This is a genomic window from Paenimyroides baculatum (assembly GCF_008629655.1).
GTDB classification, from domain to species: domain Bacteria; phylum Bacteroidota; class Bacteroidia; order Flavobacteriales; family Flavobacteriaceae; genus Flavobacterium; species Flavobacterium baculatum.
The window spans coordinates 198,687-217,303 of record NZ_VWSG01000002.1 but is presented as its reverse complement, the minus strand read 5'-3'; the positions used below and the strand labels follow the sequence as shown (position 1 = coordinate 217,303).

The 18,617-nt window shown below is 33.3% G+C and carries 19 protein-coding genes, 2 tRNA genes and 1 other RNA gene; 8 read left to right on the top strand and 14 right to left on the bottom strand.

Features of this window, described 5'->3' with window-relative positions:
* The 5 genes from F0460_RS03550 to F0460_RS03530 all read right to left on the bottom strand — a co-directional run bounded on the left by F0460_RS03550 (window position 1) and on the right by F0460_RS03530 (window position 5,512).
* Window positions 1-600, bottom strand: coding sequence for a hypothetical protein (locus tag F0460_RS03550; protein ID WP_150010321.1), 600 nt, complete (start codon window positions 598-600; stop codon window positions 1-3).
* A gap of 1 nt (window position 601) precedes the next feature.
* Window positions 602-1,999, bottom strand: a complete 1,398-nt coding sequence (locus F0460_RS03545; RefSeq protein ID WP_190304077.1) for a tetratricopeptide repeat protein — start codon at window positions 1,997-1,999, stop codon at window positions 602-604.
* A gap of 81 nt (window positions 2,000-2,080) precedes the next feature.
* A complete protein-coding gene (locus tag F0460_RS03540; protein ID WP_150010319.1) occupies window positions 2,081-3,271 on the bottom strand; it encodes an aspartate aminotransferase family protein in 1,191 nt (396 codons plus the stop codon).
* Window position 3,272: 1 nt separating this feature from the next.
* Window positions 3,273-4,934, bottom strand: a complete 1,662-nt coding sequence (locus F0460_RS03535) for an OstA-like protein (protein WP_223810752.1) — start codon at window positions 4,932-4,934, stop codon at window positions 3,273-3,275.
* Between the two features lie 113 nt (window positions 4,935-5,047).
* Window positions 5,048-5,512, bottom strand: coding sequence for a Dps family protein (locus F0460_RS03530; protein ID WP_150010317.1), 465 nt, complete (start codon window positions 5,510-5,512; stop codon window positions 5,048-5,050).
* A gap of 105 nt (window positions 5,513-5,617) precedes the next feature.
* On the opposite strand from F0460_RS03530, the gene F0460_RS03525 reads away from it, so the two are divergent.
* On the top strand, window positions 5,618-6,556 hold the full coding sequence (locus F0460_RS03525; RefSeq protein WP_150010315.1) for a LysR family transcriptional regulator: 939 nt from the start codon (window positions 5,618-5,620) through the stop codon (window positions 6,554-6,556).
* Between the two features lie 39 nt (window positions 6,557-6,595).
* On the opposite strand, the gene F0460_RS03520 is transcribed toward F0460_RS03525, so the two are convergent.
* The 4 genes from F0460_RS03520 to F0460_RS03505 are packed head-to-tail and all read right to left on the bottom strand — an operon-like array spanning window position 6,596 to window position 8,458.
* Window positions 6,596-6,784 (bottom strand): hypothetical protein, encoded by a 189-nt coding sequence (locus F0460_RS03520; RefSeq protein ID WP_091525230.1) that lies wholly within the window; start codon window positions 6,782-6,784, stop codon window positions 6,596-6,598.
* A gap of 52 nt (window positions 6,785-6,836) precedes the next feature.
* Window positions 6,837-7,493, bottom strand: a complete 657-nt coding sequence (gene mnmD / locus F0460_RS03515; protein WP_150010313.1) for a tRNA (5-methylaminomethyl-2-thiouridine)(34)-methyltransferase MnmD — start codon at window positions 7,491-7,493, stop codon at window positions 6,837-6,839.
* Complete coding sequence (locus tag F0460_RS03510; RefSeq protein WP_150010311.1) at window positions 7,494-7,940, bottom strand: hypothetical protein; 447 nt, start codon at window positions 7,938-7,940, stop codon at window positions 7,494-7,496. It lies immediately after the preceding gene.
* Entirely contained in the window at window positions 7,940-8,458 is a 519-nt protein-coding gene (locus F0460_RS03505) for a DUF4920 domain-containing protein (protein ID WP_150010309.1), read from the bottom strand. Before F0460_RS03505 ends, F0460_RS03510 begins: the two co-directional genes overlap by 1 nt.
* A 221-nt stretch (window positions 8,459-8,679) precedes the next feature.
* On the opposite strand from F0460_RS03505, the gene F0460_RS03500 reads away from it, so the two are divergent.
* The 3 genes from F0460_RS03500 (at window position 8,680) to F0460_RS03490 (ending at window position 11,063) form a co-directional block, all read left to right on the top strand.
* Window positions 8,680-9,750: a branched-chain amino acid aminotransferase gene (locus F0460_RS03500; protein WP_150010307.1), complete on the top strand. Its 1,071-nt coding sequence runs from the start codon at window positions 8,680-8,682 to the stop codon at window positions 9,748-9,750.
* 65 nt (window positions 9,751-9,815) lie between these two features.
* Window positions 9,816-10,004 (top strand): hypothetical protein, encoded by a 189-nt coding sequence (locus F0460_RS16280; protein WP_150010305.1) that lies wholly within the window; start codon window positions 9,816-9,818, stop codon window positions 10,002-10,004.
* Window positions 10,005-10,010: 6 nt separating this feature from the next.
* Complete coding sequence (locus F0460_RS03490) at window positions 10,011-11,063, top strand: SRPBCC family protein (RefSeq protein ID WP_150010303.1); 1,053 nt, start codon at window positions 10,011-10,013, stop codon at window positions 11,061-11,063.
* Between the two features lie 196 nt (window positions 11,064-11,259).
* Here the strand turns inward: F0460_RS03490 and secA are convergent, their stop codons facing one another.
* The 3 genes from secA to F0460_RS03475 all read right to left on the bottom strand — a co-directional run bounded on the left by secA (window position 11,260) and on the right by F0460_RS03475 (window position 15,376).
* Window positions 11,260-14,382 carry a preprotein translocase subunit SecA gene (gene secA, locus F0460_RS03485; protein ID WP_150010301.1) on the bottom strand — a complete coding sequence of 1,041 codons (3,123 nt, stop codon included), beginning with the start codon at window positions 14,380-14,382 and terminating at the stop codon, window positions 11,260-11,262.
* An 88-nt stretch (window positions 14,383-14,470) separates the two neighbouring features.
* Window positions 14,471-14,692 carry a DUF2795 domain-containing protein gene (locus F0460_RS03480; RefSeq protein WP_014166495.1) on the bottom strand — a complete coding sequence of 74 codons (222 nt, stop codon included), beginning with the start codon at window positions 14,690-14,692 and terminating at the stop codon, window positions 14,471-14,473.
* A 111-nt stretch (window positions 14,693-14,803) separates the two neighbouring features.
* Window positions 14,804-15,376: a cob(I)yrinic acid a,c-diamide adenosyltransferase gene (locus F0460_RS03475; protein WP_150010299.1), complete on the bottom strand. Its 573-nt coding sequence runs from the start codon at window positions 15,374-15,376 to the stop codon at window positions 14,804-14,806.
* Window positions 15,377-15,474: 98 nt separating this feature from the next.
* Here F0460_RS03475 and F0460_RS03470 point away from each other — a divergent pair, with 98 nt between their 5' ends.
* Window positions 15,475-15,891: a DoxX family protein gene (locus F0460_RS03470; RefSeq protein ID WP_150010297.1), complete on the top strand. Its 417-nt coding sequence runs from the start codon at window positions 15,475-15,477 to the stop codon at window positions 15,889-15,891.
* Here the strand turns inward: F0460_RS03470 and F0460_RS03465 are convergent.
* Window positions 15,888-16,370: a hypothetical protein gene (locus tag F0460_RS03465; protein WP_150010295.1), complete on the bottom strand. Its 483-nt coding sequence runs from the start codon at window positions 16,368-16,370 to the stop codon at window positions 15,888-15,890. The genes F0460_RS03470 and F0460_RS03465 overlap by 4 nt on opposite strands.
* Window positions 16,371-16,565: 195 nt before the next feature.
* On the opposite strand from F0460_RS03465, the gene F0460_RS03460 reads away from it, so the two are divergent.
* Both F0460_RS03460 and F0460_RS03455 read left to right on the top strand, forming a co-directional pair.
* Window positions 16,566-16,639 (top strand) — tRNA-Arg (locus tag F0460_RS03460).
* Window positions 16,640-16,651: 12 nt separating this feature from the next.
* Window positions 16,652-16,725 (top strand) — tRNA-Arg (locus tag F0460_RS03455).
* Window positions 16,726-17,277: 552 nt separating this feature from the next.
* On the opposite strand, the gene ffs is transcribed toward F0460_RS03455, so the two are convergent.
* Window positions 17,278-17,375: signal recognition particle sRNA small type (ffs, locus tag F0460_RS03450), an RNA gene on the bottom strand.
* An 88-nt stretch (window positions 17,376-17,463) separates the two neighbouring features.
* Here ffs and F0460_RS03445 point away from each other — a divergent pair.
* A complete protein-coding gene (locus tag F0460_RS03445; protein ID WP_150010293.1) occupies window positions 17,464-18,540 on the top strand; it encodes a glutaminyl-peptide cyclotransferase in 1,077 nt (358 codons plus the stop codon).
* Window positions 18,541-18,617 lie beyond the last annotated feature (77 nt).

Here is an 18,617-nt window from a genome sequence, read left to right as displayed (position 1 = left end):
TTAATTTTTTTTCCAAAACTTCCACCAGGATTTTTTTCTAAATGTAGTAGTTGGATTATTCTTAATAAATGATCCTCCTTTAATTTCTTTAGTATCCAAATTTATTGAAAAATTTTCCCATTCTTCAGTGTCATAGAGATCGTAAGTCTTTCCAAAAAGAACATTGTCATGAATTTTTAAATCTTTTATACCATCTATAGATAATCGTTCACTACACCACAAACTATTTTCATAAATATTATAATAAAAAATCTCTGTAGAATCAGAAAAGATTAAGTTTTTATTGTTATGATTTAACGCATGTTCTACCGCTAACTCATAAGAAACAATGGGTTTTTTATTTTCTGGCGACATTACATAAACATAACCTCCAGCTATAACAATTACAATATTAAACTTTGGATAATCAAAAACATCATAATAATTTGTCCAACCTGTTTTAAAATTTGCTACCCAGTTAGTTCCATCTTTAGTATAAAATTTTATAACAAAACCTTCTGAAAAGAAATCTTCGCCATCTGTATTTATAGGAATATACATTGGTCCATAAGCAGGTAAGCTTTTTAATACTTCAAACTGATTTGAATTACGAGTGGACAAACTACTCTTGATTAAAGTTCTGAATGTAAGCTTGTACTTGCTCGTTTTCCCAAACTGTAGGGAAAAATTCCTGTAACAATGTTCGATTTTTATAATTTAAAGCCAAAGCATTTGTTAAATGATACATCGCTTTTTCGGTTTGATCTGTTAACATATACAAACCTACTAAACGGTATTCAATTTCGTATTCATCGTTAAAAATATCGCGTGCTTTTAGCAACTTTTCAATTGCCTGAGTATAATCTTCCAACAAACGAAGCGAATCGCTCCAATACAGCCAAGTATCTAAAAAAGTATCTCCATGTTCTACCGCTTTTCTAAAACCTAATTCTGCTTCTTCTAAAAATTGTAAATCTTTATTGATGATTGCAAATCTTCGCCAGTATAAATGGTTGTGTTCATCAATTCCCAACGCTTTATTTACAAATTGCAAAGCCTTTTTAAAATCGTTCTTTTTCAAGTACAAATCTGCAATTGCAATCCACGATTTATCCATCAACGGATCTTCATGAACCGAGCGCAAATAATATTTTAAGGCTTTGTCGTAATTTTTTAAAGCTTCGTAACAGAATCCAATTCTACGGTACACGTAAGACGAAGGATCGTCTAACTTCAATGTTTCCTTGTAACAAATAATTGCCTGTGAAAACATTTTTATTTTTTCGTACGATTTACCTTTTTCAATATAAGCACCTACAAAATTTTCATCGATAATACACGCAAAATCAAAAGCTTCAATGGCTTTGCGGTAATCTTTGAGCGTGTAATACTCACGACCCAACTGATGCCAAGCTACTTCGGAATACGGATTGTGATCAATGAATTCTTCTAAAAATTCTATGGCTTCCTGATGATTATCTAAAAAATCATAGCAATAAACAACATTGTAAAGTGCCGTTTGATCTTCAGAATCATGTTCCAAACATTTTATAAAAGCATCTTTTGCCTGTAAAATTTCATCAATGAAAAGATACTCCATACCCAACAAAGAATAAACATCGGCAAAATCTTCGGTGTATTGTAAAGCAATTTTTAAGCATTCTATAGCTTTTTTATGACTGCCTTGTTTTGAAAAGATGTTTGCACGCTGAATATAAACTTCATCGTTTCGTGGGTCAATGTGCTGTAATTCGTTCAGTAGTTTTTCGGCTTTATCCAACTTGTTTTCAAAAACCAGGAGTTCTACCTGAACCAATTTTAATCCTATGGAATTCGGATGTTGTTCCAAACCCAGTTTCAATGCCTTTTTAGACAGGTTTATCTTCCCTGAATCTAAATAATGCAGTATAATGTTTTCAAATTCTTCTGAATCGAAAAAACAAATTTTGTTTGTTTTAAGCATATTCTCGAATTTTGAAATAGACATTCTAAAAAAATCTTCCTCGTCGTTTGTAAACATAATCGACTGTTTTTATTATTAAAGATAGCTCAAAAACGGCACTTTATAAGTACACTGAAATCTATCTTATAAACATTTTAATTAACAAAGTTCTGCTTGAACTTCGTTTAATGCTTCTATTAAAATAGCGCATCCTTCTTTAATTTCTTCTTCAGAAATTGTTAATGGCGGTGTAATACGAATGGCTTTCCCTTCAAACATCAGCCAAAATAATACCAAACCTTTGTCTTTACACTTTAAAATTACGTCGTTGGTTATTTCTGCCGATGGCGTCATTGGTGCCAGCATTAAACCTTTGCCGTGAATTTCGGTGATCAGCGGATGTTTCAGCAAACTGCGGAACAATTGTTCTTTTACCAATGTTTGTTCCATTAAATCGGTTTCTAACAATTCCTGTAATGTTGCCAGCGATGCTGCAGCAATGATCGGGTGTCCGCCAAAAGTTGTTATGTGTCCGCATTTAGGATCGTGTGCCAGTAAATCCATTATTTTTTCGTTGGCAGTAAAAGCACCAACAGGCATTCCGCCACCCATGCCTTTGCCCATTACCAGAATATCAGGAACAACATTGTAATTCTGAAAACCAAACAATTTTCCTGTTCTACCAAATCCGGGCTGAATTTCATCTAAAATCAGCAAAGCTCCAACTTCATCGCAACGTTTGCGTACCTTCAACAAATAATCATTTTCGGGTGTTACAAAACCTGCACTTCCTTGGATTGTTTCCAATACGATAGCTGCCGTTTTTGTTGTGATTTGCTGTAATTCTTCTTCGTTATTGAATGTTATAAAATCTACATTTGGCAGTAACGGACGAAATGCGCGTTTGCGATCTTCGTTGCCTAAAATACTCATAGATCCCTGTGTATTTCCGTGATACGCATTTACACAAGATATAATATGCGTTCTGCCGGTTACGCGTTTTGCCAGCTTTAATGCTCCTTCAACAGCTTCGGTACCCGAATTTACCAGATACGTTTTATTAAGCGTAGGAGATAGGTTTTGAGCCAGCAATTTGCAAAAATCTACAGCGGGTTTTTGAATATACTCGCCGTAAACCATTACGTGCATGTATTTGTCTAGCTGTTCTTTTATGGCATTTACAACGCGCGGATGCTGATGACCCAACGTACAAGCCGAAACGCCTGCAACAAAATCTAAATGTTTTTTACCGTCGGTACTATAAATATAACTGCCTTTGGCATGAGAAATTTCAACTTCTAACGGATACAGGCTGGTTTGTGCCTGATATTTAAAAAAATCTTCTTTCATTTTACTCGCTACGTTTTTTTATAACGTTTGGTGATTTTCCCGATCGCTTAAAATTCAGTGTTTTTTCCTGAACTTCCATTGGTTTTTCGCTTACTTTCTCGTTCTTTTTAACTTCTTCTTCGGCTTTGTCGTCGTGTTTGAGTTCTTCATCGCTAAAGAGTTCGTCCACACTGTACATTCGTTCATCTCCCCGCCAATTGAAGCCTGCCAGTTTCCGAGCATTTTCAGGGAATTGTTCGGGTGGATAGGTTGTTCCTTCTGGATTGATTATTCGCGTTGCTGTTGTAATCTTATTGTCTTCTAACTCTAAAACAATCTTACTGCAAATTCCCTTATCAATTCCTTTTAAAACTTCTTCATCGTACACATAATAAATCATTTCGGCATTCTGCACCAGATCAATCTGCCTAATTTTATCATCGATAAATTTTCCGTACATGTTGATTCCCTTGGCTTGATTATAGCCGGAACCGAGCGAATCTTTCTGAATGACGAAGGCATTGGTGAGTACTTTTAAAGAATCGAGTTTTTCTGTTTCCACATTATTTATCAGATGGATGACATCACCAGTTAACTGACTTTCATCTTTAAATAAAACCGGTTTTCTAATTAATTGCAGCAAACCAATTTTTTGATCGTAATGCAGTGAATCTGCTTTTCCGCTCATATCAGGTGTTCGATACATACGCGCATTTGGATAACCTTTTATCACACGTTGCTTGTCCGGACCAACAATTTGAATGTTTTTCGCATGGAAATACGTAGTATCTTTTTCGGCAATAGTCTGAATCAACGGCTTTTTAGTCATGAAAATAGAATCGTTTGCACGAAAAACCTCTGCAAAATGACTTGTAGCAATGGTGTTATTAATGGTATCGATCACTTTTACATTGTTGATACCTTTTGCGTACGATTTTTTCTCGTCATAGAACATTTCATCAGCTTCGATACGCTTGTTATCATAAAGAATAAACGATTTTTCGATCATCTTTCCTTCATTTAAACGGGTGTCGTAAAAACCATTTTCGGTATAAATATGATTTCCTTTGTTATCGATTGTCGATGGACCGAACAAATAGGCATGACCGGAATCTTCGTAAAAATCTAAATGATTCGATTTAATAACATTTTCAGGATTTGTAATAACAACCTGCGTTCTGAATTCATACTTTAATTCGCGCGTGTAATATTTACCCGATTTAGATTTTAAGGTATTCAGTTTGTTGGTAATTGTTGCATTATCGTTGTAATAAGCAATTCCGATATTTCTATCGTAGTAAACTTTTTCTGATTTTAACGAAGAATCGGGCGATGTCATCACTACATTTCCAGAAGCATAAGCAATTTTTTCTACACCGTTGTATTCCGCATATTTACTGTTTAATTGTAAGGTATCGTCTTGAACAATTCTAACGTTACCAAACAGTTTAGCATAATTTTCTTTCTCAAAAAAATACGCCTTGTTACAGTAAATATACATACTGTCGTGCTGCATTTGAACATTCCCGGTAAGAATTTTAGCTCCAGGAACTTCATATTCATTAACATCAGTGAAATCTGCTGCTAACAATTTTATGATTTTACCATTTGGTTCAGGTGTTTGTGCAAACGAAAAAGCACAGCAAAACAACAGAAAAAACAGATTTAAAAAAAAGGTTTTCAATTGGGATAATTTTTTTCAAAATTACGCATTTTTTAACGATGTAACCGTTGCGTTAAGAAGAATTTAAATATCTAAAAAGCTGAACAAAATGTTCAGCTTTTTAGATATTTAAATTATCCCAAGAATGCTTGCATCATCCAGATGTCTTTTTCTTGTTCGGTAATTAAATCGCTCATCATAGAATTGGTTCCTTCATCATTAATTTCACCGGCTTTTTCTAAAATCTCCCGTTCAATAGTTAGTAAAGAAGCTAACGATTTTATAATTACTTCAACTGCCTCGTCATCATTGGTAACATTTTTTGCAACTTTCAACGAATTGTTTTTCAAATAATCGTCAAACGTATGTAACGGTGTTCCGCCTAAAGTTAAAACACGCTCGGCAATTTCATCAATTCTTAACTGTGCCTGATTGTACAATTCTTCAAATTTCACATGCAATTCGAAAAAACGTTTTCCGCGGATGTTCCAATGCAACCCACGTAAATTTTGATAATAAACTTGAAAGTTTGACAATAAAACATTCAACAATTCAATATTTTCTTTTGTCTGTTTCTGTGGTAATCCTAAAATATTCATAACCTTATTTTTAAAATTCTACTATCAAATTTACAAATAAATAGGCGATATTTGTATAAGTTTAATTGATAGTATCAATTGCGCAATAGTTAAAATCTTTTAAAAATGACCATTACCCAACTAAATTACGTGCTTGCAGTTGCAGAACATTTAAATTTTACTGTTGCTGCCGAAAAGTGTTTTGTTACACAGCCTACGTTAAGTATGCAGATTCAAAAACTGGAAGAGGAATTGGAAATCAGAATTTTTGATCGAAACAAAAAACCGATACAGTTAACCGAAGTTGGTAAAAAAATAGTAGAGCAGGCAAAAAGCATTGTTAACGAAGCCGACAGAATTAAAGATATCGTTGAACAACAGAAAGGTTTTATTGGCGGTGATTTTAAAATTGGGATTATTCCTACCATTATGCCTACGTTATTACCAATGTTTCTAAAGAATTTCATTAGAAAATATCCGAAAATAAATTTAATTGTTGAAGAACATACGACTGATGAAATTATTAGCAGGTTGCAAAAAGGACAATTAGATGCCGCTATTGCTGCAACGCCTTTAAATGAAAACGATTTAAAAGAAATTGTGCTTTATTACGAACCTTTTGTAGGATATTTTCCGTCAGAATTTAGAAACGGACTAACCGAATTATCTCCGAATGATTTAAACGTAAACGATATTTTGCTTTTGCAGGATGGACATTGTTTTACCAACGGAATTTTAAACATTTGCAAGGCTTCAAAATTAGATCAATCGCAGAATTTTGAATTGACATCGGGTAGTTTTGAAACATTGATTGGTTTGGCAAACGAAGGTTTAGGCGTAACGCTGTTGCCTTATCTGCACACGTTGAATTTAAGCGAAAAAGATAAAAAGAATATTATTGAATTTGCTGATCCGAAACCGTCACGCGAGGTTAGTTTGATTTTTCCTAAAAACGAATTAAAAATTCACATTGTTGATGCGTTGCGACAAACAATTTCAGGAGTAGTGAAAGGAGCGATTGCTTTTCAGAATATTGCGATTATCAGTCCAAAGTTAAATAGATAGATAAAAGAAAAGGATGGAAATTACTCCATCCTTTTTGTTTTATAAGATCACTATAATGTCTTCTAAATCGCTTTTGTTTTTAGTAAAATCTGCGATCCATTCTTTTAATTTGTCAATTTCAAACGGAAGCAGAAATTCAATTGCTTTGGTAATCTCTTTTAGAAATAAGTCCTTACTGAAACTTACTTTTTCTAAAATTTTTATGGTGTGATTTAATCGTTCGGTCATAATCTGTAATTTTATATAAATATAACTAAAAGCAATTAGTTTTATAAAAAATTTAGATTTTTTTAACAGCAATAATCATCTCACGTTTTCCTGGTGGTCCGGCGGTTTTGTGAACCTTAAAACCAATTTCTTTCAATCTGCGGTTTATTAGTCCTTTACAGGCGTAGGTTACAAAAATTCCGTCTGTATTTAAAAAATCATAGGCTTTCTGTAAAATTTCTACCGACCATAATTCGCTTTGATAATCAAATCCGAAAACATCAAAATAAACAATATCGAATTTATTATTGGTTTTGAAATCTTCGATCTTACAGAAATGTTTCAGCAGACTAAAATGTTCGGTTACCATTTCATTTGTATCAACCGGAATTTCATGTAATCTTTGAAGCGAAATCGGACTTTTTACAAAATCATTATAATTCAATAAATTAAATTCATCTGCAGTAAGCGGATAGGCTTCAATACTTTCGTAAACGATTTTTTTATTGTTGTTAACCGCAAATTCCAGTGTAAGCAAGGCATTTAAACCAGTGCCGAAACCATATTCTAAAACATTAATGGTTTCTTTGTCGATCAACTCAATACCATTTTTAATGTAAACGTGGGTAGATTCCTGAACGGCTCCGTGTTTAGAATGAAAAGTTTCGCCCATATCCTTAACAAATAAAGAATGCGAACCGTCTTCGGTAACTATAATTTCACGATCCATTTACGGAATAATCAGTTTTTTAATTCTTGGAATAGGTCCGCCACATTTTTTAGAATGACATTCTAAACACTGATTCACCATTTTATTGAAATTGTCTTTTGCCTGAACAGGATCTGCATAAATTGATTTTTGAGCTTCGATAAATTTTATTGCCTGATCGTTAAAAAATGGATCACGATCCGAAGCTTCTGTCAAAACCGCGGTATGCAGCTTATCAAAAGCAACAGGGTAACTGCCTAAATCTTGATTGGTTGCAATACGTTCTTTAAGCTGCGTGTTGTAAGCATACATTTGTTCCATTAAAGCTGCCATTTCAGACATTTCGTACATTTGAAATTTAGCATCAGCAACAGTATCTTTAACAGTTATAGATTCATTCTTATCACTTTTTTGCTGACAACTAGTTACAAAAGCAACGGTTAAGACAATTAACAGTAATTTCTTCATTATTTAGCTGCTGCAATTAAAACACCGTCTGCCATGAAACGATAGTTTTTAGATGGCTGTGTAATTTGATCGATTTCGGCTTGAGTTTTACCCGCATCTTTCGCTTCATGTTTTAACTGATCTACCGATGTTTCTTCGATAAAAGCTTTACCCGAAACAATTGCAGTATGGTTTTCCGCGCCTTCTTTAGGCACAAAAAATGCATAATCTTTAAACTTTACAAAAGCTTCTTTTTCATTAGCTAAATTTAAAGTCATCCAACAACCTTTTTTCTTGCAGATAGCTTTAATTTCCGATGTAAACTTAACATCCAAAGTATCAGTTGGTTTCATACTTTCGTATTTAGCCAACATTTCTTCTTTTGTAATTGCGTTGTCTTTAGTAATACTGTCACCAAAAACCTGATAGTTCATTGCGGTTTCAGCTGTATTTTCAACTTTATCTGTAGCTACAGTTTCTTTTTTATTGCAGGCAATCATTAAAGATGCCGCTGCGAAAACAAATACTATTTTTTTCATGATTCAAAATAAATTTTTACAAATATAAAAATAGTAAACTAAAAACAGGCTAATTAACTTTATTTCAGCTAATTTATCAAACCTTAATAAAATTAGTATATTTATAGTAATAATAGCTTTTTGTTGTAAATTACATAATTGAAACTATTTGTAACGATTTTTTTTTCCTAAATTTGTAAAGTTCAAAACAGCATAACAAATTTTAAAGAGTAAAAGTAAAAATGGATTCAAACATTTTAAACAACTTAAAACTAACTAAAGTAGCTGCTTCAAAAATCGATACTTTTGATTTTGAAAATGTGAAATTTGGAGAAAAGTTTACAGACCACATGTTAGTTTGTGAGTATAAAAACGGTGAATGGGGTACTTTGGAAATTAAGCCTTATGCACCAATTACGTTAGATCCTTCGGCAAGAGTTTTTCATTACGGACAAGCGATTTTTGAAGGAATGAAAGCTTACAAAGAAGATAACAACGATATTTGGATGTTTAGACCAGATCAAAATTTTGAGCGTTTTAATAAATCGGCGATTCGTTTGGCAATGCCTGCGATTGATGAAACCCGTTTTATTGGCGGATTGAGAGAATTGATCAAAGTTGAAAAAGAGTGGGTGCGTAAAGGTTTAGGAAATTCTTTATATATCCGTCCGTTTATGATCGCTACCGAAAGTGGTGTGATTGCAAGCCCATCGAACGAATTTTTATTCTGTATTCTTTTATCGCCTGCAAAATCATATTACGCGGGTAAAATTAAAGTTCAAATTGCCGATTATTACAGTCGTGCTGCAAATGGCGGTATTGGTGCTGCAAAAGCTGCCGGTAATTATTCAGCACAGTTTTATCCTACAAAATTAGCTCAAGAAGCTGGTTTTAATCAAGTAATCTGGACAGATTCTAACCATACGCATTTAGAAGAAGCAGGTACAATGAATGTTTTCTTTAGAATTAACGATACTTTGTTTACCGCACCAACATCTGACCGTATTTTAGACGGTGTTACTCGTAAAAGTTTGATTCAATTAGGAGAATCTTTGGGTTACGATATTAAAATTGAACCTGTACAGGTTGATACTATATTAAATTCTGCTAAAAATGGCACTTTGAAAGAAATTTTCGGAGCCGGAACAGCGGCTGTTGTTAACCAGATCGAAGGTTTTTCTTACAAAGATCAATACTATCAGTTACCAGAAATGGCAGATGAAGGATCTTATGCCTTACAACTTAAAAACGCATTGACAAAACTGCAGAACAAATTAGCAGACGATCCGTTTAACTGGACTGTTAAGATATAATGAAGAAGCTTGCAAACGCAAGCTTTTTTTATGCACCTAAATTAGTTATATTTGTATAAAAAAGTATGTTTTCACAAGGTCAGATTATTTTTGCACTTTTATTTGTAATAGTTTTTGTAATAATAATGATTATTATGTACCGCAAAGATTTAAAAATGCATAAAGTTTATTACAAAGGCAGTTTGTGGGTTTTACTTACTTTTTTACTGTTTATAGCATTACTTTTTGTAATTAAAGTCACCTTAAAAGATTAAAATTCTATGAAAATTTTAAAGTACATCTTCATTATTGCAGCGCTTGCAGTAGTTTTTTTAACCGTTTATATTGCAACCGGTAAAAGTAATTACGAAATTAATGTAAGCAAGAAAACAGAATTGTCTAACCAGCGATTGTTTAGATATGTGAATAATTTGCAGAATTTTGGCGATTGGAATCCGTGGAATAATGATGCGGCTGCTTTTAAATTAGATTCTATTTATAAAGGAAAAGATGCAAAAGTTTCATGGAACGGAAATGAAGCTTTTATAAAAAAATCAATTCCTAATGATACTATTTTCCTAAAATTAAATGTTTCAGGTAACGATTATGATACCAAGATGTATTTTGATGAAGTTGATGGAAAAACTACGGTAAATTGGAATGTTAAGGGAAATTTATCTTTTAGCGAAAAATTCAAACTGTTTTTTCAAGGAACTCCAGACAGTATGATCGCTCCAACTTTTGAAGAAGGTTTGACAAAAATTAATAAAAACATTACCGAAAGTCTTAAAAAATTCTCAATTAAGAATGAAGGAATCGTAATGATACCTGAAATGTTTTACATTAAACAAATTGTAGAATCAGATATTGAAGGCTTGGGCGATAAGATTTTTCAAAGTATGGAGCACATGAATAATTTCGCCAAAAACTTTGAGTTGGAACCTTACGGATCTCCGTTTACTGTGTTCGAAAATATCAATGTACTTTCAGGAAACGTGCGTTATTCGGTTTGTTTACCAATTAAAAACTTTTTCAGCACAGCAGAGGGAAGCGATATTGTCTGCGAAAAACTACCAGCTTTTCATGGCTACAAAACAGTTTTGACTGGTGATTATATCCATAGCGATAAAGCTTGGACAGAAGTTAAAAAAGAAATTGCTACAAAGAATTTAACGCAACGTGCCGATTTAAAACCAATTTCTATTTACAAGACATCTATTCTAACTACCCAAAAAACAAGTGAATGGATTACAGAATTTATTATCCCTGTAAACGAAACAGTGATACCTATTATTGATACACCCGCAACAGATACTTTGTCTGTTACTAGATAAAAAATTAAAACTGCCAATTGGCAGCTTTTTTTATTGTTGTAAGTTAATTAAGATCAATCTTTTATTTAATTTTCTTTCAGGCTTTAGGAAAATATTGGTTTTGAAATAAGTTTGTGATTAGATTAATGTAATGACATGTTATATTATATAAGAAACAAAAAACTCCAACTTTAAAGTTGGAGTTTTTATTTTTATATTAAATCGTAAACGAACCGTTTGTTCTAATTTCTGGTTCATTACTTTGCTCTTGCTGTTCTTGTTTAGGCAAATCACCTTTCATTAAGAACGAGATTACATCTTTATTGATGCTTTGCATAGTATCTTTAAACAAGTTAAAAGCTTCGAACTTATAAACCAATAAAGGATCTTTTTGCTCGTGTACGGCTAACTGAACAGATTGTTTTAATTCATCCATTTTGCGTAAGTGCTTTTTCCAAGCTTCATCAACAATAGAAAGAACAATGTTTTTCTCGAAATCGTTAATTAACGTTTTGCCTTCTGTTTCAAACGCTTTGTTTAAATCGGTAACCACGTTTATAGTTTTAATTCCATCAGTAAATGGAACAACCATACGCTCGTAACCACCATTTTCGTGTACGTTTTTAATTACTTTAAAAGCTTCAACTGCGCTTTCATCACATTTAGCAACGTATTTTTTATAAGCAACTTCGTACAACTTATCTGTTAATTCGGCATCGCTTAATTTGTTGAATTCATCAACTGTAACCGGCGATTCCATTCCGAAGATCTTAATCAAATCGTATTCGAAATTTTTAAAGTCGTTTCCTATTTTGTTTCCTTCAACCAAATAATCACATAAATCGAACATCATGTTGGCGATATCCACTTTTAAACGATCTCCGTGTAATGCGTGGCGACGACGTTTGTAAACAACTTCACGTTGTGCATTCATAACATCATCATACTCTAACAAACGTTTACGAACACCAAAGTTGTTCTCTTCAACGCGTTTTTGTGCACGTTCGATAGATTTGGTCATCCAAGAATGCTGAATAACTTCACCTTCTTTTAAGCCCATTCCGTCCATAATCTTTGCAACACGCTCTGATCCAAACAAACGCATTAAATTATCTTCTAACGAAACATAGAATTGAGATGATCCAACATCACCCTGACGACCTGCACGACCACGTAACTGACGGTCTACACGACGAGAATCGTGACGTTCTGTACCAATGATTGCCAAACCACCTGCATCTTTAACTTCTGCAGTTAACTTGATATCGGTTCCACGACCAGCCATGTTTGTTGCAATGGTAACAACTCCCGGATTTCCTGCTTCTTCTACAATTTGCGCTTCTTGCTTATGTAATTTTGCATTTAAAACATTGTGCTTAATACCGCGCATTTTTAACATACGGCTTAATAATTCTGAATTTTCTACCGATGTTGTACCAATTAATACCGGACGACCAGCTTCTGATAATTCTACAACATCATCGATTACCGCATTGAATTTTTCACGGATAGAACGGTAGATTTTATCTTCACGGTCTTCACGAGCCATTTGACGGTTAGTAGGAATTTCAACAACATCTAACTTGTAGATTTCCCATAATTCGCCTGCTTCTGTAATTGCAGTACCTGTCATACCTGCCAATTTGCTGTACATACGGAAATAGTTCTGTAATGTTACGGTTGCAAATGTTTGGGTAGCGGCCTCGATTTTTACGTTTTCTTTAGCTTCGATCGCCTGGTGTAATCCGTCTGAATAACGACGACCATCCATGATACGACCTGTTTGCTCATCAACAATCATTACTTTGTTATCGACAACAACGTATTCCGAATCTTTTTCGAACAACGCGTATGCCTTTAATAACTGTGTTAATGTGTGGATACGTTCTGATTTTATACCGAAATCTTGGAATAAGATCTCTTTTTGTTCTGACATTTCTTCGGCAGAAATGTTCATTTTTTCAATTTTTGAAATTTCGGTTCCAATATCCGGTAAGATAAAGAAACTGTCATCCATTCCTTGAGATAAAGCTTTAATACCGTTATCGGTTAATTCAACCTGATTGTTTTTCTCATTGATTACGAACAATAAACCTTCGTCTACCTTTTTCATTTCGCGGTTGTTGTCCTGCATAAAATGATTTTCGGTTTTTTGAAGAATTTGTTTTACACCTTCTTCAGACAAAAACTTGATTAACGCTTTATTTTTAGGAAACGCACGGTACGAACGCAACAGGTTAAAACCACCTTGTTTGGTATCGCCCGCTTTAATTAAGCGTTTAGCTTCGGTTAAAAATCCGTTTGAAAGTTGGCGCTGTTGTGCTACCAATGAATCAACTTTTGGTTTTAATTCTAAAAATTCGTGACGATCCCCCATTGGAACCGGACCCGAAATAATTAACGGTGTACGTGCATCATCAACCAAAACAGAATCTACCTCATCCACAATTGCAAAGTTATGCTTGCGTTGAACCAATTCTTCTGGCGTATGTGCCATGTTATCACGTAAATAATCGAAACCAAATTCGTTGTTTGTTCCGTACGTAATTGATGCTTGATAAGCCTCACGACGCCCCGGAGAGTTTGGTTGGTGATTATCGATACAGTCAACAGTTAATCCGTGGAATTCAAACAATGGTGCATTCCATTGGCAGTCACGTTTTGCAAGGTAATCATTCACCGTTACAACGTGTACGCCGTTTCCTGCTAATGCATTAAGATAAATAGGAGAGGTAGATACCAATGTTTTACCTTCACCCGTTTGCATTTCGGCAATTTTACCTTGATGGATTACTGATCCGCCAATCATCTGTACATCATAATGAACCATGTTCCAAGGAATCATTTTCCCTGCAACTTCCCATGTGTTAGACCAGATTGCTTTATCACCTTCGATACGAACGTGACCTTTAGATTGTGCAAACAATTTGTCTTGTTCTGTAGCAGTAACAACCAATTCGTTGTTGTTTGTAAAACGACGTGCAGTTTCTTTAACCACTGCAAAAGCTTCTGGTAAAATATCGAACAAAGCTTTTTCCGAAAGGGTATAAGCTTCTTTCTCTAAAGTATCGATAGAAGCATAGATTGTTTCGCGTTTGTCGATATCAGTCGTTTTCTCTAATTCTTCGCGGTACGAAGCAATTTTAGAATCCTGACCAAAGCGCGCCTGCTTTATTTTTTCTTGAAAAGAAATGGTTTTGTCTCTTAACTCATCGTTCGTTAAATTTTCGAATGAGCTGTAATACTGGTTGATTTTATCTACAATAGGGCGGATGGACTTTACGTCTTTCTGTGATTTATCGCCCACAAACGCCTTTAAGATACTATTTATGATACTCATAAATAAGTTTGATTTAAATTAATATTCCGTGATAGGTGGTTACAAAAAAAAGCCTCTTGTTAACCGAGACTTTTTTTGCTATGTATTTCTAATATTCATCCTCGTTCCAAAGATAGTCTTCATCAGAAGGATAATCTGGCCAAATTTCTTCCATTGATTCATAAATCTCACCTTCGTCCTCGATAGATTGAAGATTTTCTACAACTTCTAAAGGTGCACCAGTTCTGATAGCGTAATCAATAAGCTCATCTTTCGTAGCTGGCCATGGCGCATCACTTAAATACGATGCTAATTCTAATGTCCAATACATCTTTGTATATTTTTAGTAATTATGTGCAAAAATAAATTTTAAAATGAAAAAAGCAATTTTTTTTTCATTAAATCTTTTTAAATAAAGAACGTTTTTTATTAATAGAACCTTTTATTGTTTTTCGGGTATCCATTTTACCTCTTGGGCGTTCAAATCAAAAGTCAACTTTCGTGCCAACACAAACAAATAGTCAGAAAGTCGGTTTAAATACTTCAAAACCATTTCATCGGTAGGTTCCATGTCATTTAAATGGGTAGATAAACGCTCGGCTCTGCGACAAACACATCGAGCGATATGACAATATGACACGGTTGTATGACCACCTGGCAAAACAAAATGAGTCATTTGCGGCAGGTTGGTTTCCATTTCATCGATAGCTTGTTCCAAATAGGCAACATCCTCTTCGGTAATTTTGGGAATATTCAATCGTTCCTTACCGTTTTTTAGAATTGCTTTTTCAGGATCTGTCGCCAAAATAGCGCCTAAAGTGAACAATCTGTCTTGAATACGAATTAATTGATCTTTATAAATAGTATTGATTTCTTGATCGCGGATTAAACCAATGTACGAATTTAACTCGTCTACCGTTCCATAACTTTCAATACGAATATGATATTTTGGAACGCGTGATCCGCCAAATAATGCGGTAGTGCCTTTATCGCCAGTTTTTGTGTAAACCTTCATAAAAAAATGTTTTCGTAAATATACACTAAAAAAATAAGTTGTGCGTTTAATATTAATTGGCTAAATTGGTAATTGTTATTAAAAAGAAAAGATAAATTATGAAATTGAGTACCACGAAAATATCACCTAAAACCTTAAGTTTTGGGCTGTTGTTGTTTCGTTTATGTTTAGGCGGATTGATGATAGCTAACCACGGATGGACTAAAATTGTTAATTTAGAAGTGTTAAAGACGCAGTTTTATGATTTTTTAGGTTTAGGTTCGCAAGTATCTTTAATTTTAGCAATTACTGCCGAAATTTTATGTTCGATATTACTAATATTTGGATTATACACCCGCGTTGTTTTAATACCATTAATCGTAACTATGTTATTGGCGATAGGGACACACGGATGGCAGATTTTTGGCGAAGCCGAAATGGGATTTTTATATTTGCTTGGTTTTGTGTTTCTGTTTATTGTTGGTCCCGGTGATAATAGTATAGATGCACGAATAAACAAACGAACTTATTATTAGTAGCGTATAGAGAAGTTTTGTTTTGGCTGTTCGATACGTTTTGATATTAGGCAGCCGTAGTAAAAATCAACAACCAATGTAATATCTGGGTTTTGTCTTAATTCGTTAATAAAGGCTTTCGGATAATTATATGTCGCAATCAGTAAAAGTTGGGAATTGCTCATGCTGTTTATTGTTAGAAGTATTCGTGTGTGATTTTCTACTGTATAGCGATCTAAAATTAAATCTGCAGTTTGTAATTCAACAGTTATTTCTGTTGATGTTTGTTTGATATTATCCAGGAACGATTTATCTGAAAGGTAAAGAGTGTTTGGTTTAAAATATTGTATTGATTGTAATAACCATTGATTGCTTTTATGCAAAATAGAAAAATCTTTTTTCTGTTGATACAAACCTTTAGTAATGTAATTGTACACAAAAGGCGAATGAACCCCATGCTGATTGGTAGATTTTACTAAAAATTGAAGATAGGAAAACACTTTTTCTGTTGAAATTATTAAACACCAAAGGTATTTTAAGTTTTATAATAAGGCAAACTTAATTTTTAATAATCACAAGACGTTAAAAACAAATAACTTATAAAACGCATTTGTTTTTTATTCAAAAAAAGGACAAAAATGTTTTGTTTGTGTATTAAAGAACCACTATATTTGCACCGTTATAAAAATTAACACGGCGATGTGGCGCAACTGAATAGCGCACTTGATTACGGCTCAAGAGGTTGCAGGTTTGAATCCTGCCATCGTCACAAAATTACAACGGCCTCGTGGCGCAACTGAATAGCGCACTTGATTACGGCTCAAGAGGTTACTGGTTTGAATCCAGTCGAGGTCACAAAAGCAACTCATTTGAGTTGCTTTTTTTTATATAATATAATCATCATGTTACAAATTTTAAATATAATTTTTTAATTGCTATTAATTTTAGCTTGTTTAAACATGTAGGACAAAAAGAAAGTAAAAACTATTTAATTTATTCTTTGATAGGCTTTGTTGTTTTCTTTGCGGTAAATTTACTTTTTAATGAGAAAGAGTTTAATGATAGAATTTTTCTTTTTCCACTCTTATTCTTCTTCTATAATTAATTTTTACTACTTTTTTATATTCTCCTATATCAAAAGATGTGGATGAGTTTAGTTCGCATGATAAAATCAAATATAAAAAATTAATCATTTATAATTAGATATATTTTACCTAATAATGACAACCTTGAATGAAGTTGAATCTAATTAAAAGATTTGTTTTTTAAATAATATTGTAAAATACTTTGTAGTTTTTTCAATATTCTAATTCAATAAATTAAGGATTATGGAATTTTAAATTGTATATGATAATTTATTAAATATATAATATTAAAAAAAAAATCAATTAAAATGAAGTTTTTAAAAAAGGCAAGCGACCTACATCGCACCGCTACAACCACATACCTTTGCTGTGTTCCCACCCTGGAGGAGTCTGCAGGAGCTGGTCGTGTAGGACTTGCCGTTGCAAATATACAAACAAATTATATTTTAGCAAGCCTTTTGCCAAATAAAAAAAGGGTTGTATAATTGTACAACTAATTACATAAACCATGAAAAAATATAAATACTTAACTGTCTTTACTTTATCATTACTTTTTATCGCATGTAAAGACGATAAAAAAATCGAAAACAATTCTTTATCTATCGATTCAAGTAAATTAAAACAGACTTACGCCTTAAATGAAGATGTTTCTTTACAGTTAAAAAGCGATTCTGACAACGAAATTGATTCTGTACAATATTTCATTAACGGTAAAAAAATAGGTTCGGTTAAAACCAATTCGGTACTTACTTATAATTTATCAAAGGCAAAACACGGCATTCAAAATATTAAGGCAATTGCTTATATCAAAGGAAAAACAACTGAGACCACTACAAAATTTGATGTATTGTCTCACGTTCAGCCTGCGGTATATTCTTATACCATTGTAAATACCTATCCGCATGATATTAAAGCTTACACACAGGGATTGGAATTTTATGGTGATTTGCTGATTGAAAGTACCGGAAACGGTGAAGGAATAGGAACACGTACCAAAGGAAAATCAAGTATTCGTAAAGTAAATGTTAAAACAGGTGAAGTTATAAAGATTAATGAATTAGACGATGCTATTTTTGCGGAAGGAACAACGGTTCTAAACAATAAAATTTATCAGTTAACGTATAAAAATAACGAAGCTTACGTATATAATTTAGAATCGCTACAAAAAGAAAAAACGTTGCCTTATTTTAAAAATACTGAAGGTTGGGGGTTAACGAATGATGGCACTAACTTGTATATGACCGATGGAAGTGACAGAGTGTATAAAGTAAATCCCGCAGATTTTGCCTTGATTGATTATGCTGTAGTTTCAACAAATCGTGGTACTGTTCCATCAGTAAATGAATTAGAATGGGTAAATGGAGAAATCTACGCAAACTTTTATGGTCAAGATGCGATAGGTGTTTTTAGCCCGATTGATGGAACTGTAAACGCGGTAATCGATTTAAGTGATCTAAAAAGTAAAGTTACACCACACCCAGATTTAGATGTTTTAAACGGAATTGCCTATAATAAAAAAACGGGTACTTTCTTTGTAACCGGCAAAAACTGGGATAAAATGTTCGAAATTAGAATTAAGAAGTAAATAAAGCTCGGATTTTTCCGAGCTTTATTATAAAGTTTAGTTTTTTATGATATGAATGAATTCTTCTAAATTTTATA

Excerpts from the sequence above, each read along its gene's own strand:
- F0460_RS03445 (WP_150010293.1), top strand. The coding sequence starts at position 17,464 with ATGAAAAAATATAAATACTTAACTGTCTTTACTTTATCATTACTTTTT.
- secA (WP_150010301.1), bottom strand. The coding sequence starts at position 14,382 with ATGAGTATCATAAATAGTATCTTAAAGGCGTTTGTGGGCGATAAATCA.
- F0460_RS03500 (WP_150010307.1), top strand. The coding sequence starts at position 8,680 with ATGGATTCAAACATTTTAAACAACTTAAAACTAACTAAAGTAGCTGCT.
- F0460_RS03490 (WP_150010303.1), top strand. The coding sequence starts at position 10,011 with ATGAAAATTTTAAAGTACATCTTCATTATTGCAGCGCTTGCAGTAGTT.
- F0460_RS03525 (WP_150010315.1), top strand. The coding sequence starts at position 5,618 with ATGACCATTACCCAACTAAATTACGTGCTTGCAGTTGCAGAACATTTA.
- F0460_RS03530 (WP_150010317.1), bottom strand. The coding sequence starts at position 5,512 with ATGAATATTTTAGGATTACCACAGAAACAGACAAAAGAAAATATTGAA.
- F0460_RS03475 (WP_150010299.1), bottom strand. The coding sequence starts at position 15,376 with ATGAAGGTTTACACAAAAACTGGCGATAAAGGCACTACCGCATTATTT.
- F0460_RS03520 (WP_091525230.1), bottom strand. The coding sequence starts at position 6,784 with ATGACCGAACGATTAAATCACACCATAAAAATTTTAGAAAAAGTAAGT.
- F0460_RS03510 (WP_150010311.1), bottom strand. The coding sequence starts at position 7,940 with ATGAAGAAATTACTGTTAATTGTCTTAACCGTTGCTTTTGTAACTAGT.
- F0460_RS03470 (WP_150010297.1), top strand. The coding sequence starts at position 15,475 with ATGAAATTGAGTACCACGAAAATATCACCTAAAACCTTAAGTTTTGGG.
- F0460_RS03545 (WP_190304077.1), bottom strand. The coding sequence starts at position 1,999 with ATGTTTACAAACGACGAGGAAGATTTTTTTAGAATGTCTATTTCAAAA.
- F0460_RS03480 (WP_014166495.1), bottom strand. The coding sequence starts at position 14,692 with ATGTATTGGACATTAGAATTAGCATCGTATTTAAGTGATGCGCCATGG.
- F0460_RS03540 (WP_150010319.1), bottom strand. The coding sequence starts at position 3,271 with ATGAAAGAAGATTTTTTTAAATATCAGGCACAAACCAGCCTGTATCCG.
- F0460_RS16280 (WP_150010305.1), top strand. The coding sequence starts at position 9,816 with ATGTTTTCACAAGGTCAGATTATTTTTGCACTTTTATTTGTAATAGTT.
- mnmD (WP_150010313.1), bottom strand. The coding sequence starts at position 7,493 with ATGGATCGTGAAATTATAGTTACCGAAGACGGTTCGCATTCTTTATTT.
- F0460_RS03505 (WP_150010309.1), bottom strand. The coding sequence starts at position 8,458 with ATGAAAAAAATAGTATTTGTTTTCGCAGCGGCATCTTTAATGATTGCC.